This window comes from Agromyces agglutinans, assembly GCF_009647605.1.
Lineage (GTDB): Bacteria > Actinomycetota > Actinomycetes > Actinomycetales > Microbacteriaceae > Agromyces > Agromyces agglutinans.
On record NZ_WJIF01000017.1, the window covers coordinates 13,731 to 26,312 of the forward strand.

13 protein-coding genes are annotated in these 12,582 nt (G+C 74.6%); 4 read left to right on the plus strand and 9 right to left on the minus strand.

Going from position 1 to position 12,582, the window contains the following annotated elements:
* Positions 1–44: 44 nt before the first annotated feature.
* From GE115_RS17865 to GE115_RS17880, 4 genes are all read left to right on the plus strand, one after another.
* Entirely contained in the window at positions 45–782 is a 738-nt protein-coding gene (locus GE115_RS17865; RefSeq protein WP_153686113.1) for a PspA/IM30 family protein, read from the plus strand.
* A gap of 79 nt (positions 783–861) precedes the next feature.
* Positions 862–1,716 (plus strand): arginase family protein, encoded by an 855-nt coding sequence (locus tag GE115_RS17870; RefSeq protein WP_153686114.1) that lies wholly within the window; start codon positions 862–864, stop codon positions 1,714–1,716.
* A gap of 55 nt (positions 1,717–1,771) precedes the next feature.
* Positions 1,772–3,208 carry a dihydrolipoyl dehydrogenase family protein gene (locus GE115_RS17875; RefSeq protein WP_312855364.1) on the plus strand — a complete coding sequence of 479 codons (1,437 nt, stop codon included), beginning with the start codon at positions 1,772–1,774 and terminating at the stop codon, positions 3,206–3,208.
* Between the two features lie 98 nt (positions 3,209–3,306).
* Positions 3,307–3,744 carry a Fe-S oxidoreductase gene (locus tag GE115_RS17880; RefSeq protein WP_153686140.1) on the plus strand — a complete coding sequence of 146 codons (438 nt, stop codon included), beginning with the start codon at positions 3,307–3,309 and terminating at the stop codon, positions 3,742–3,744.
* A 48-nt stretch (positions 3,745–3,792) separates the two neighbouring features.
* On the opposite strand, the gene GE115_RS17885 is transcribed toward GE115_RS17880, so the two are convergent.
* From GE115_RS17885 to GE115_RS17925, 9 genes are all read right to left on the minus strand, one after another.
* Positions 3,793–4,824 carry an iron-siderophore ABC transporter substrate-binding protein gene (locus GE115_RS17885; RefSeq protein ID WP_312855365.1) on the minus strand — a complete coding sequence of 344 codons (1,032 nt, stop codon included), beginning with the start codon at positions 4,822–4,824 and terminating at the stop codon, positions 3,793–3,795.
* 73 nt (positions 4,825–4,897) lie between these two features.
* Positions 4,898–5,737 carry an ABC transporter ATP-binding protein gene (locus GE115_RS17890; RefSeq protein ID WP_153686116.1) on the minus strand — a complete coding sequence of 280 codons (840 nt, stop codon included), beginning with the start codon at positions 5,735–5,737 and terminating at the stop codon, positions 4,898–4,900.
* Positions 5,734–6,870 carry a FecCD family ABC transporter permease gene (locus GE115_RS17895; protein WP_312855366.1) on the minus strand — a complete coding sequence of 379 codons (1,137 nt, stop codon included), beginning with the start codon at positions 6,868–6,870 and terminating at the stop codon, positions 5,734–5,736. The genes GE115_RS17890 and GE115_RS17895 overlap by 4 nt, the downstream gene beginning before the upstream one ends.
* Positions 6,867–7,958, minus strand: coding sequence for a FecCD family ABC transporter permease (locus tag GE115_RS17900; protein WP_312855367.1), 1,092 nt, complete (start codon positions 7,956–7,958; stop codon positions 6,867–6,869). The genes GE115_RS17895 and GE115_RS17900 overlap by 4 nt, the downstream gene beginning before the upstream one ends.
* A complete protein-coding gene (locus GE115_RS17905; protein ID WP_153686117.1) occupies positions 7,955–8,917 on the minus strand; it encodes a siderophore-interacting protein in 963 nt (320 codons plus the stop codon). Before GE115_RS17905 ends, GE115_RS17900 begins: the two co-directional genes overlap by 4 nt.
* A 55-nt stretch (positions 8,918–8,972) precedes the next feature.
* The gene (locus tag GE115_RS17910; RefSeq protein ID WP_312855368.1) at positions 8,973–10,406 is read right to left on the minus strand and encodes an amidase; all 1,434 of its coding nucleotides are present in this window, start codon (positions 10,404–10,406) and stop codon (positions 8,973–8,975) included.
* Positions 10,407–10,434: 28 nt separating this feature from the next.
* The gene (locus GE115_RS17915; protein WP_153686118.1) at positions 10,435–11,016 is read right to left on the minus strand and encodes a GNAT family N-acetyltransferase; all 582 of its coding nucleotides are present in this window, start codon (positions 11,014–11,016) and stop codon (positions 10,435–10,437) included.
* Positions 11,017–11,057: 41 nt separating this feature from the next.
* On the minus strand, positions 11,058–11,765 hold the full coding sequence (locus GE115_RS17920) for a uracil-DNA glycosylase (RefSeq protein ID WP_312855372.1): 708 nt from the start codon (positions 11,763–11,765) through the stop codon (positions 11,058–11,060).
* A gap of 5 nt (positions 11,766–11,770) precedes the next feature.
* Positions 11,771–12,520: a type 1 glutamine amidotransferase family protein gene (locus GE115_RS17925; protein WP_153686119.1), complete on the minus strand. Its 750-nt coding sequence runs from the start codon at positions 12,518–12,520 to the stop codon at positions 11,771–11,773.
* Positions 12,521–12,582: the final 62 nt, after the last annotated feature.

A 12,582-nucleotide genomic window follows, 5' to 3' on the forward strand; every position in this document is an offset into this window, starting at 1 on the left:
CGACCAGACCACGCGACGACCACCCACATCGAAAGGAACGCACCATGGCCAAGCAGTCCATCTTCGGGCGCATCTCGCAGCTCGTCCGCGCCAACATCAACGCCCTCATCGACGAGGCCGAGGATCCCCAGAAGATGCTCGACCAGATGGTGCGCGACTACACCAACTCGATCGCCGACGCCGAGGCCGCCATCGCCGAGACGATCGGCAACCTGCGCCTGCTCGAGGACGACCACCGCGAAGACGTCGAGGCGGCCTCCGAGTGGGGCCAGAAGGCGCTCGCCGCCAGCCGCAAGGCCGACGAGTTCCGCGCGGCCGGCAACACGGCCGACGCCGACAAGTTCGACAACCTCGCCAAGGTCGCCCTGAGTCGCCAGATCTCCTCCGAGAACGAGGTGAAGGCCGCCGAGCCGCAGATCGCCGCGCAGACCGAGGTCGTCGACAAGCTCAAGGCCGGCCTGAACGGCATGAAGGAGAAGCTCGTCCAGCTGCAGAACAAGCGCAACGAGCTCGTCGCCCGCTCCAAGACGGCCGCCGCGCAGCAGCAGGTGCACGACGCCGTCAAGTCGATCGACATCCTCGACCCGACGAGCGAGATCGGGCGCTTCGAGGACAAGATCCGCCGCGAGGAGGCGAAGGTGCGCGGCCAGGCCGAGCTGTCGGCGTCGAGCCTCGACGCCCAGTTCAACGAGCTCGACGACCTCGGCGAGCTGACCGAGGTCGACGCGCGGCTCGCCGCCCTGAAGGCGGGCGGCTCCACGCAGGGCGCGATCGGCGGCTGAGCGCTCGCTGTCCGCGAACGGATGCCCCGCGCCGGCCTCGGCGCGGGGCATCCGTCGTCTCGCGGGCCATACTGGGACCATGCCCGCCACCTTCGTCGTCGTCCCCCTCTGGCAGGGCTCCGTCTCGGCGCGCGCGATGAGCCTCGCCGACGGGGCCGCGGCGGTCAGGGGCGACCTGCCCGCCGCCGCGACGATCGAGGTCGAGGTGCCGGCCGAGGCCGGGGAGATGCTCGAGACGGGCGTCCGCCGCTACAGCACCATCCGGCGCGTGCGCGAGCGCACCGAGGAGGCGCTCGCCGGCGTGCCGGGCCTCGCGATCACCATCGGCGGCGACTGCGGCGCCGCGCTCGCCGCCGTCGCCCACGCCTCGCGGCGCACCGGCGGCGACCTCGCGGTGCTGTGGCTCGACGCGCACCCCGACCTGAACACGCCGGCCTCGTCGCCGTCGGGCGGGTTCGGCGGGATGACGCTGCGCGCGATCGCCGGGGAGGGCGCCGAGGGGCTCGCGCTCGACGAGTCGGAGCGGGTCGAGCCGACGCGGCTCGTGCTGGGCGGCATCCGCGCCATCGACGACGAAGAGCGGCGCTTCATCGACGAGCACGCCGTGCAGACGCTCACGGTCGAGGACCTCTCCGACCCGACCGTCGTCGTCGCCGCCCTCGAGGCGACCGGAGCGACCAACGTGTTCGTGCACGTCGACCTCGACGTGCTCGACCCCTCGGCGCTCGCCGGGCTCAGCTATCCGATGCCGTTCGGCGTGGAGGCATCCGCCCTCGTCGCCCTCGTGCGGGCCGTGGTCGAGCGGTTCCCGCTCGCCGGTGCCGCGATCGCGGGATTCGCGCCGAGCACGCCCGACGCCGCCGACGACGACCTGCCGACGATCCTGCGGCTCGTGGGTGCGCTCGCGGCTGCGGCGAACCGCACCGACGCCTGAACCGGCCGGCGCGGCCCGCCCGGGCCGGTCGGCCCGAACCGAAGGGAGCCACGCCGTGGCGCGAGAGACCGACCTCATCGTGATCGGAGCCGGCCCCGTCGGCGAGAACGTCGCCGACCGCGCCCGCGCGGCCGGACTCGACGTCGTGATCGTCGAACGCGAACTCGTCGGGGGCGAATGCTCGTACTGGGCCTGCGTGCCGTCGAAGACGCTGCTGCGCAGCCCGGCCGCCCTGCGCGCCGCCCAGCGCGTGCCCGGGGCCGCCGAGGCGGTGACGGGCGCGCTCGACGTCGAGGCCGTGCTGCGGCGCCGCGACGCGTTCGTCTCGAACTGGTCCGATGAGGGCGGCGCGGCCTGGCTCGCCTCCGTCGGCATCGAGCTCGTGCGCGGGCACGGGCGCCTCGACGGCGAGCGTCGCGTCGTGGTGGAGCACGCCGACGGCACGACGACGACCCTCGTCGCGCGGCACGCGGTCGCGATCGCCACGGGCTCCGACGCCGCGATGCCGCGCATCGACGGACTCGCCGAGTCGCGTCCGTGGACCAGCCGCGAGGCGACGAGCGCAGAGGCCGTGCCCGCACGCCTCGCGGTCATCGGCGGCGGCGTGGTGGGCGTGGAGATGGCGACCGCCTACGCGGGCCTCGGCGCCGAGGTCACGGTGTTCGCCCGCGGCGGGCTGCTGTCGGGCATGGAGCCGTTCGCGGGCGACGCGGTCGCCGACGGGCTGCGGGAACTCGGTGCGGTGGTGCACCTCGGCGTCACGCCCGATCGCGTCGCGCGCGACGACGCCGGCGAAGTCGTGCTCACGCTGCCCGGCGGCGAGGAGCTTCGCTTCGACGAGGTGCTCGTGGCGACCGGGCGCACGCCGCGCACCGACGACCTCGGCCTCGAGACGGTCGGCCTCGAGCCCGGCGAGTGGATCGACGTCGACGACGCGCTCGTCGCGCGCGGCGTGGACGGCGACTGGCTCTCGGCCGTCGGCGACGTCACGCACCGCGCGCTGCTCACGCACCAGGGCAAGTACCAGGCCCGCGCCGCCGGCGACGCCATCGCCGCGCGCGCGCTCGGCCGGCCCGTCGACGACGCGCCCTGGGGCGCCCACGTCGCGACGGCCGACCACCGGGCCGTGCCGTCGGTCGTGTTCGCGGAGCCCGAGGTCGCGAGCGTCGGGCTCACCGAGTCGGCCGCACGCGAGTCGGGGCTCGAGCCGCGGGTCGTGGAGGTCGGGCTCGACTCGGTCAGCGGCACGGGCATCCACTCCGACGGCCCCGCCGGGCGGGCCAAGCTCGTCGTCGACGCCGATCGCGGCGTCGTCATCGGCGCGACCTTCGTCGGCCAGGACGTGGCCGAGCTCCTGCAGGCCGCGACCATCGCGATCGTGGGCGAGGTGCCGATCGACCGGCTCTGGCACGCGGTGCCGGCCTTCCCCACCGTGAGCGAGGTCTGGCTGCGACTGCTCGAGGCGTACGGCCGGCCCGGGGCCGCGGCGTGAGCGAGGTGGTGGACGCGGAGTCCGCCGACACCGCGCCCGCGGGCGGCAACGTGCCGGCCGGCACCGCGCCCGCCGGCCTCCCCCGCGAGCGCCCGCCGCTGCGCCTTCGCGTGCGCCTGACCGATTCGCCGATCAGCCACGCCGGCTACGTCTTCGCGACCGCCGTCGGCTTGACATGGGGATTCCTGCTGAGCACCGGTCCGGTCGAGCACCGTCGGGGGCTCCTCGTCTTCCAGGGCATGCCGAAGTGGGCGTTCGGGCGCGGCGGCGCGTGCGTCGGCGGCTGCTACCTCACCGACCGCAACACCGAGCACCGCGTGCTCGGCCACGAGGCCGTGCATCGCCGGCAGTGGCGGCGCTACGGCATGCTCTTCCCCCTGCTGTACCTGCTCGCGGGGCGCGACCCGCTGCGCAACCGCTTCGAGATCGAGGCCGGGCTCGAGGCCGGCGGCTACCTGCCCTCGCGGCGCCCGGCCCGCCGACGCACGACGGCCCGGATGCCTCGCGGGGCATCCGGGCCGTCGAACGGTCGGTGAGTCGGCCGTTCGCCACTCGGCGACCGTGGTCGCCGGTTCAGCCGATCGTCACTCGGCGAGCGCCGCCGCGATCGAGTCGATGAGCACGGGCATGCCGCGGTCCCAGTCGAAGCTCAGCGCGGTGGGCGGCGAGACCGACGAGACCGTCACCGGGTCGTAGACCGAGGCGACCTTGCCGGCGGCGACGGCCGGGATGACCTGCAGCTCGGGCTTGGTCAGGAACGCGTCGGCCGTCTCCTGGTCGGAGGAGAAGCTGATGATGAAGTCGGCCTCGAGCCGGTCGAGCTGCTCGTAGCTCAGGTCGTAGTAGAAGCCGCCGTCGGAGCTGTCGAGCTCGGCGATGCTCGGCGCCGGCACCAGGCCGAGTTCGGTGAGCACCTCGACTCGCGAGTCGAGTTCGGTGTAGACCGACATCACGCCGTCGCCGTCCCACACGCTCGCGAAGGTCTTGCCCTCGAACTCGGGGTGCGCCGCGGCCTGCTCGGCGAGGCCGTCGGAGATGTCCTGGAGCAGGGCCTCGCCCTCGTCGGCGAGGCCGAGGGCCTCGGCGACGATGCGGATCTCCTCGTCCCACGGCGTGGTCCATGGCGCCTCGGGGTACGCGACGACGGGCGCGATCTCGGAGAGGGTCTCGTACTGCTCCTCGGTGAGCCCCGAGTAGGGCGCGAGGATCACGTCGGGGTCGGCCTCGATGAACTCCTCGTAGGGCACGGTCGCGCCACCCTCGGGGTCGCTGAGGAGCGCGGGCAGCTCGACGTCGGCCGCCTCGTAGGCCTCCTCGACCCACGGCAGGTAGTTGCCCTCGCCGACGGTCCAGACCTGCTCGGCGATGGCGACGGGGTAGACGCCGAGCGCCGCGGCGGCCTCGGTGGAGCCCCAGCCCCAGGTCGCGACGCGCTCGGGCGCGGCCTCGATGACCGTCTCGCCGAAGGCGTGCTCGATCGTGATCGGGAACCCTTCGCCGGATGCCGCGGCCGAGCCGCTCTCGTTCGCCTCGGTGGTGCCGCTCGCGCAGGCGGACAGGGCGATCACGGTGACGGCGGCGCCGGCAACGGCGATCAGGGGACGTCGAAGACGCACGGGAACTCCTCGGTTCAACATGGGTGGATTGAGGGAAGCCTAACCTAAGAAACCGGCGGCTGCATCTCGAGGGTCAGGAGTGGAAGCGCCCGATCGGCACCACGAGCGGGCTTCCCGAGACCGGGTCGGGGATGACCTGCGCCTCGAGCCCGAAGGCCCGGTGCACGGTCTCGCTGGTGAGCACCTCGGTCGGCGCACCCTCGACCACGACGGCGCCGCCGGCCATCACCACGAGGTGATCGGCGTACCGCGCGGCGAGGTTCAGCTCGTGCAGCACCATCACGACCGTCGTGCCCCGCTCGCGGTTCAGCTGGGTGAGCAGGTCGAGCAGTTCGAGCTGGTGCGTGACGTCGAGGTACGTGGTCGGCTCGTCGAGCAGCACGATGTCGGTCTGCTGCGCGAGCACCATCGCGATCCACACGCGCTGGCGCTGGCCGCCCGAGAGCTCCTCGATCGGCCGATCGGCGAGGTCGGCGACCCCCGTCGCTGCGAGCGCCTCGGCGACGACGAGGTCGTCGTCGCTCGAGTGCCGCCCGAACCAGCCCTGGTGCGGATACCGGCCCCGGCCCACGAGGTCGGCGACCCGCACGCCGTCGGGGGCGATCGAGGACTGCGGCAGCACGCCGACGCGCCGCGCGACGTCGCGCCGGGGCATCCGCGAGACATCCCGGCCATCGAGCGTGACCCGCCCGCCCTCAAGCGGATGCAGCCTGGCGAGCCCGCGCAGCAAGGTCGACTTGCCGCACGCGTTCGGGCCGACGATGGCGGTGATCCGCCCCGGCGGGATCGCGAGGTCGAGGTCGTCGATCACGCGCCGCCCGTCGTAGCCGAGCGACACGCCCTCGGCGGCGAGGCCGACGGGCGACGGCGCGGTCGCCTGCCGGACGGCGGCGGGAACTGGCTCTGCGCTCATGCGCGGGTCCTCTCGGTGCGGGCGAGCAGCCACAGCAGGTAGGGGGCGCCGATCACGCCCGTGACGATGCCGACCGGGGCGGTCAGGCCGGGGATGGCGAACTGCCCGATGACGTCAGCACCGAGCACCAGCACCGCGCCAACCACGGCGGAGGCGGTCAGGGCCGCTCCCCCGCCTCCCACCAGCCGGCGTGCGACCGCCGGCGCGATCAGCGCGACGAACGCGATGGGACCGGCGACGGATGCCGCGGTCGCCACGAGGGCCACCGCAGCGAGCAGCAGCACGATGCGACCGGCGTTCGCCCGGACGCCCAGGGCCGCGGCACGGTCGTCGCCGAGCGCGAGCGGCGCGAGCACGCGCGCGCAGGCGGCGACCGCGATCACGCCGGCGAGCACGCCGAGTGCGAGCAGGCCGAGTTCCTCGCCGCGCACGTCGGACACGCTGCCGACCGTCCAGTGCAGCGCCGACTGCGCCTCGCGCACCTCGCCGCGCGCGAGCAGCCACGCGATGGTGGACCCGCAGACGTACGACATCCCGACCCCGACGAGCACGAACCGCACGCCGTGCAGCCCGCGCCGCCACGCGGCCAACCAGATCACGACGGCGACCGCGATACCGCCGGCGAACGCGAAGCCCGCGACGACGGCACCGGTGAGGCCGAGGCCGAGCATCGCCCAGACCGCGCCGAGGCTCGCGCCGGTCGAGACGCCGAGGATGTCGGGGCTCGCGAGCGGGTTGCGCAGCGTCGCCTGGAACACGGCACCGGCGAGGGCGAACGCGAGCCCCACGATGAGGGCGGCGACGATGCGCGGCAGGCGCAGCTCGAGCACCACGAACCGGTCGACGCGGTCGCCCTGGCCGAACAGCACGCCGAGCACGCGGTCGGGCGTGACCGCTGCGGCGCCGAACGACGACGCGACGAGCGCGAGCGCGACGGCCACGACGGCACCGACGCCGATGACGAGCGCCTGGCGGCGACGCCGCGACCGGCGGGCGCGCGTCACGCCGTCGACGTCGACGGTCGTCGCGGCGGGAGGGTCGGGCTCGGGCGACGTCGGCGTGGTGAGCGTCGCGTCGGCCGCCGGCCCGCGATCCGCTCCGGCGAGGGATGCCCCGGTCGTCGCGCCCGTCACAGCCCGGCCACCTTCCGGCTGCGCGCGATCGCGACGAGCACGGGCGCGCCGAGGAACGCCGCCACCACGCCCGCCTCGAGCTCGGAGTTCGGCACGATGACGCGGCCGACGACGTCGGCGGCGAGCAGCATGATCGGGCCGAGCACCAGGGAGACCGGCACGATCCAGCGGTAGTCGCTGCCGACCAGCCGGCGGGCCGCGTGCGGCACGACGAGGCCGACGAGCGCGATCGGGCCGGCCAGTGCGGTCGCCGTGCCGCACAACAGCACGAGCGCCAGCGCGGCCAGACCCCGGGTGACGCCGACCCGCTGGCCGAGCGCGGCCGCGACGTCGTCGCCGAGCGCGAGCAGGTTGAGCCGGTGCGCGAGCGCGATGGCCAGCACGGCGCCGACGACGAGGAACGGCCAGAGCGACTGGATCGTCTCGAGGCCGCGGCCGGTCAGCGAGCCGACGGCCCAGAACCGGTACTGGTTGAACGCCTCGGTGTCGCGCAGCAGCACGAGCGCGATGAGCGGCGTGAGGAAGGCGGTGAGCGCCGCGCCCACGAGGGCGAGCCGCACGGGCTCGCTGCGGCCGATCCAGAAGACGAGGGCCGCCGCGACGGCGGCGCCGGCGAACGCGAACCAGATGTACGCGAGCGGCTGGGTCAGCCCGAGCACCGAGATGCCGAGCACGACGGCGAGCGAGGCACCGGCGTTGATGCCGAGCAGCCCCGGGTCGGCGATGGGGTTGCGCGTGACGCCCTGGATCAGGGTGCCGGCGAGGCCGAGCGCGACGCCCGCGGTGAGCCCGATCACCGTGCGCGGGATGCGCAGCTGCACGACGACCGCCTGGTCGGCGTCGGCGAGGTCGGGGGCGAACAGCGCCTGCCACACTTCGGCCGGGTCGATCGAACGGACCCCGAACACGAGGCTCGCCGCGACCGTCAGCACCAGCGCGACGAGGCACGCGACGAGCACGACGACGCCGCGTGAGGCGCTGCTGCGTGAGGGGCGCGAGGGCCGCGGCCGGCGCGCCTCAGGGCCGCCGGGCTCGACCTCGGCCGCCGTGGCGGGCGCGGTCGTGCGGGCGGCGGGTGCGGCGGTCACTCCACTTCGGCGCGGCCGCGCCGCCAGTAGCCCATGAACGCCACCCGGCGCCGGTCGAGCCCCGCGTCGCGCACGAGGAAGCGGCGAAGACCCGTGATGACGGATGCCTCGCCCGCGATCCAGGCGTAGCAGTCGCCGTCGAGGCTGCGCCCCTCGGGCACGTCCCACAGCGGGGCGTCGTCGCGATCGGCGCGCTCGGCGGCCTCGAGCGCGAGCGCGAGGTCGTCGACGGTCGCGCCGGCGGAATCGGCCGCCGGGGCGCAGTTGCGGGCCACCCAGTCGCGCACGGCCGGCACGAGCCGCTCGCCGTGCACGGCGTCGTCGGCCGTGCGGGCAAGCCATCGCACCTCGACCCCGGCGGGCGCACGCACGGACAGCTCGTCGGCTGTGGTCGGCACCTCGATGATCGCGACACCCGCGGCGGTCGCCGGCAGCTGCTCGAGGATCGCGCAGATCGCGGGCGCGGCGGTCTCGTCGCCGGCCAGCAGCACGGTCTCGACCGCTCCGGGCCGGAAGTCGATGCCGACGGCGCGGTCGGGGCTCAGCTCGTCGGGGCCGATGAGGACGATCTCCTCGCCCGCCATCGCACGGGCCGCCCAGGTCGACGCGGGCCCGATGTCGCCGTGCAACGCGAAGTCGATGTCGACCTCGCGCTCGGCCGGACGCACCGCACGCACGGTGTAGGTGCGGAACGGGTTGCGCCGGTCGGCCGGCAGCTCGCGCCACTGCTGGTACCAGTCCTCGCCGTCGGGGAAGTCGGCGTACCCGCGGCCCGCGAGCGGGAGGACGACCTTCACGCGCTGGTCGAGCCCTGCGGTGCCGAACCCGGCGAATTCCTCACCCGTGAACGTGATGCGCGTGAAGTGCGGCGTGAGCCGTAACGCCCGCGCGACGACCGCGCGGAAGCTGCGGTACGCCGGCCGCTGGCGAGCGACCGTGTCGGCAGATGAGGTAAGCATTACCTAAGTCTGACACAGCCCGGCGGCGAGCGCCGAACCGGATGCTGCCCGTCCGCTACCAGACGGGCGGCCGGCGACGCCCGCGCCGGGCGGCGCGCTCGAGCTGCGCCGCGAGCGCGAAGAGGGTCGCCTCCCCGCCCGGCCGGCCGATGAGCTGGATCCCCATCGGCAGCCCGGCGCCGGTGTCGTGCACGGGCAGCGTGATCGCGGGAAGCCCCGCGACGTTCACCATCGACGTGTACGGCGTGAAGGCGACCTGCTGCGCGAAGTTGCGTTCGCCGTCGTCGGGGTCGTACCAGCCCACCGGCCGCGGCGTCATCGCGAGCGCGGGCGTGAGCACCGCGTCGAACGGGGCGAAGCGCCGGATGAGCCGGCGCTCGAACTCGGCGAGCCATCCGAGCGCCTCGACGAGCGTGCGCGCCGGCAGTTCCCGGCCTCGCCCGACGAGCCACCTCGTGAGGGGCTCGAGCAGGTCGAGCCCGGGCCCGTCGACCGGGATGGCCCCGGCGCCCGCCTGCCACACCGCCCGGAAGGCATCGGGGTAGCCCGGCTCGGGTGCGGGCTCCAGGGCCTCGATGCCGTGGCCGAGTCGTTCCACGAGTTCGATGCCGCGATCGAGCGCGGCCCGCGCCTCGGGCTCGAGCGCGACCTCGGTGAAGTCGTCCCAGGGCGAATCGGTCAGCACGCCGACCTGGAACCGCCCCTCGCCCCGGATCGCCGCCCCCAGGTACGGCCCGTCATCGCCGGGCGCGCGCACCGCGTGCGGATGCCCCGCGGGGTAGCCGCCCGGCGCGATCAGGCCGTCGAGCAACAGCGCCGCGTCGGCGACGGTCCGCGCGAGCGGCCCGGCGACCGCGAGCCCGGCGAGTCCGCCGAGGCCCGACCCCGACGGAACGCGCCCGCGCGACGGCTTCACGCCGACGAGCCCGCAGGATGCCGCGGGGATGCGCACCGACCCGCCGCCGTCGGAACCCGGGGCGAACGGCAGGAGCCCGGCAGCGACCGCCGCAGCCGCGCCGCCGCTCGAGCCGCCCGCACCGCGCGAGAGATCCCACGGCGTGCGCGCGGGCTCGAACGCGAGGCCCTCGGTGTACGAGGGCAGCCCGAACTCGGGCGTGGCCGTCTTGCCGAGGCTCACCGCGCCGGCCCGGTCGACGTCGCGCACGAGGTCGTCGGACTCATCGGGCACGAACTCGGCGAACGCCCGCGAGCCGAACCGCGCGGGCACCCCCGCCCGGCGGTGGAGATCCTTGTCGGCCAGCGGCATGCCCCAGAGGGGCGCGGCCTTCGGCACCTCGCGCTCGACCCGGCGAGCGCGTTCGAGGGCGCGATCGGCGTCGACGTGCGCGAACGCGCCGACGACGGGTCCGAGCCGCTCGATGCGGGCGAGGAAGTGCGCGGTCGCCTCGGTCGGCGAAACCTCGCCCCGCTGGAGGAGCTGGTGCAGCTCGAGGGCCGTGTACTCGTGGAGGTCGGCGAGATCCGTCACGCCCACGAGCCTAGGGCCGGGGCATCCGTCAGTGCTTCAGCGAGCGCTGCAGCAGCACGGTGCCGAGCCAGCGGTCGAACTTGTAGCCGACCTTGCCCATGCGGCCGATCTCGGTGAAGCCGAACTTCTCGTGCAGGGCGAGCGACGCCTCGGCGCCCTGGTCGGCGACGACCGCGATCATCTCCTTGAGGCCGGCCTCCTTCGACGCCGTGATGAGTTCGGCCAGGAGCGCCTTGCCGAGGCCCTTGCCCGACGCGGCGGGCCCCAGGTAGATCGAGTTCTCGACGGTGTAGCGGTAGGCGCGCTTGGGCTTCCACGGCGTGACCAGCGCGTAGCCGAGCAGCTGCCCGCTGGGCGACTCGGCCACGAGGAAGGGCATGCCGAGCTTGTCGAGGTAGGCGAACTTCTGCTTCCACTCCCGCAGGGTCATCGCGTCCTCGTCGAAGGTCACCGTCGAGTTCGCGACGTAGTGGTTGTAGATCTCGCGGATCGCCGGGAGGTCGGACTGCCGGGCCGTGCGGATCGCGAACTCGAACGGCGCCTCGGGCGGTTCGGTTCGCCGCAGGTGCGCCGGGGCGACCCGGCGCGGCTGGTATTCCTCCTCGAGCATGGCGGCCACGATACTCCGCCGGCACGCCTCGCGGTGACCGGTCAGGCCGGCGCCGAGGCGGGTACGAGGCTCCAGTCGACGGGCGCGCCGCCCTGGCCCTCGAGCAGTGCGTTGGCGCGGCTGAACGGCCGCGACCCGAAGAACCCGCGTGAGGCCGAGAGCGGGCTCGGATGCGCCGACTCGATCCTCGGCGTCGAGCCCAGCAGGGGTGCGAGCCCCTGCGCGTCGCGACCCCAGAGGATCGCCACGAGCGGCGTGCCGCGTTCGACGAGCACGCGGATCGCGTGGTCGGTGACCGGCTCCCAGCCCTTGCCGCGATGCGAGGCGGGCGCGCCGGGCCGCACGGTGAGCACGCGGTTCAGCAGCATCACGCCGCTGCGGCTCCACGCCGTGAGGTCGCCGTGCGCGGGCGGGTGCACGCCGAGGTCGTCGGCCAGTTCGCGATAGATGTTGGCGAGGCTGCGCGGCAGTGGGCGCACATGCGCCTCCACCGCGAACGAGAGTCCGATCGGATGCCCCGGCGTCGGGTACGGGTCCTGTCCGACGATGAGCACCCGCACCTCGTCGAGCGGCTGCGAGAAGGCCCGCAGTACGCGGTCGCCGGCCGGAAGGTAGCCGTGGCCCGCGGCCTGCTCGGCGCGCAGGAAGTCGCCGAGTCGGGCGAGGTCGGGCGCGACGGGAGCGAGCGCGCGCGCCCAGCCCGGGTCGATGAGGCCGGCCTCGGCGAGTTCGTCGAGCGTCATCGCCACCGCGTTCACGCGCCCATCGTCGAGACGACGACGCCGGAATCGCCCGGCAGCACCCGCCAGACGCTGCCCCGGCCGGTGACCGCCAGGCCGCCCTCGCCGACGACCAGCGCGGTGCGCTCGTCGATGGCGAGTGCGCCGTCGACGAGGCCCGCCTCGACGGCCGCGACCACGCGCGACAGGGCGCCCCATTGGGCGGCGTGCACGTCGACGGCGACGTCGATGAGCCCGATGCCGGGTGCCAGCTGCACCTCGTCGAGATCCTGCGACACCCCGTCGGGCGCGACCTGCACGCCCCCGATCCGGATGCCTCCGATGACGGCCCGCTCGGCCGCGATCGACGCGCCCGCCGAGAACCCGAGGTACGGCGTGCCCGCGGCCACCTGGCGGCGGATCTCGCCGAAGTGCGGTTCGAGCGCCTCGCGATAGGCGGGGATGGAACCCCCGCCGACCATGATGCCGTCGACGTCGGTGAACGCGGTGCCCGGAATCGGCTCCCCGTGGCGCACGGCCGTGACGTGCGCCGTCACGTCGCCGCCGCTGCGCAGTTCGGCGAGGAACCGTTCGGTCACGGCCGCGGGATCGTCGGCCCGCACCACCACGAGCGCGATGCGCGGGATCGCCCGGCCCGAGGCATCCGTCTCGCGATCGCCGGCGGCGGCGTTCGCGGCGAGGGCGGCGGCCTCCGCGACGAACGCGCCGTAGACGTCGCCGTCGCGGCCGTCACCCCAGCCGCCGCCGAAGAGGTGCACGCTCATGCGCCAGCACCCGTCTCGGCCGGGAGGATGATCGTGCCGCGCACCGCGGTGCCGGCGCCTGC

Bases quoted from the DNA above. Each gene is read 5' to 3' on its own strand.
- GE115_RS17865 (WP_153686113.1), top strand. From the start codon at position 45: ATGGCCAAGCAGTCCATCTTCGGGCGCATCTCGCAGCTCGTCCGCGCC.
- GE115_RS17915 (WP_153686118.1), bottom strand. From the start codon at position 11,016: ATGCTCGAGGAGGAATACCAGCCGCGCCGGGTCGCCCCGGCGCACCTG.
- GE115_RS17870 (WP_153686114.1), top strand. From the start codon at position 862: ATGCCCGCCACCTTCGTCGTCGTCCCCCTCTGGCAGGGCTCCGTCTCG.
- GE115_RS17905 (WP_153686117.1), bottom strand. From the start codon at position 8,917: ATGCTTACCTCATCTGCCGACACGGTCGCTCGCCAGCGGCCGGCGTAC.
- GE115_RS17890 (WP_153686116.1), bottom strand. From the start codon at position 5,737: ATGAGCGCAGAGCCAGTTCCCGCCGCCGTCCGGCAGGCGACCGCGCCG.
- GE115_RS17925 (WP_153686119.1), bottom strand. From the start codon at position 12,520: ATGAGCGTGCACCTCTTCGGCGGCGGCTGGGGTGACGGCCGCGACGGC.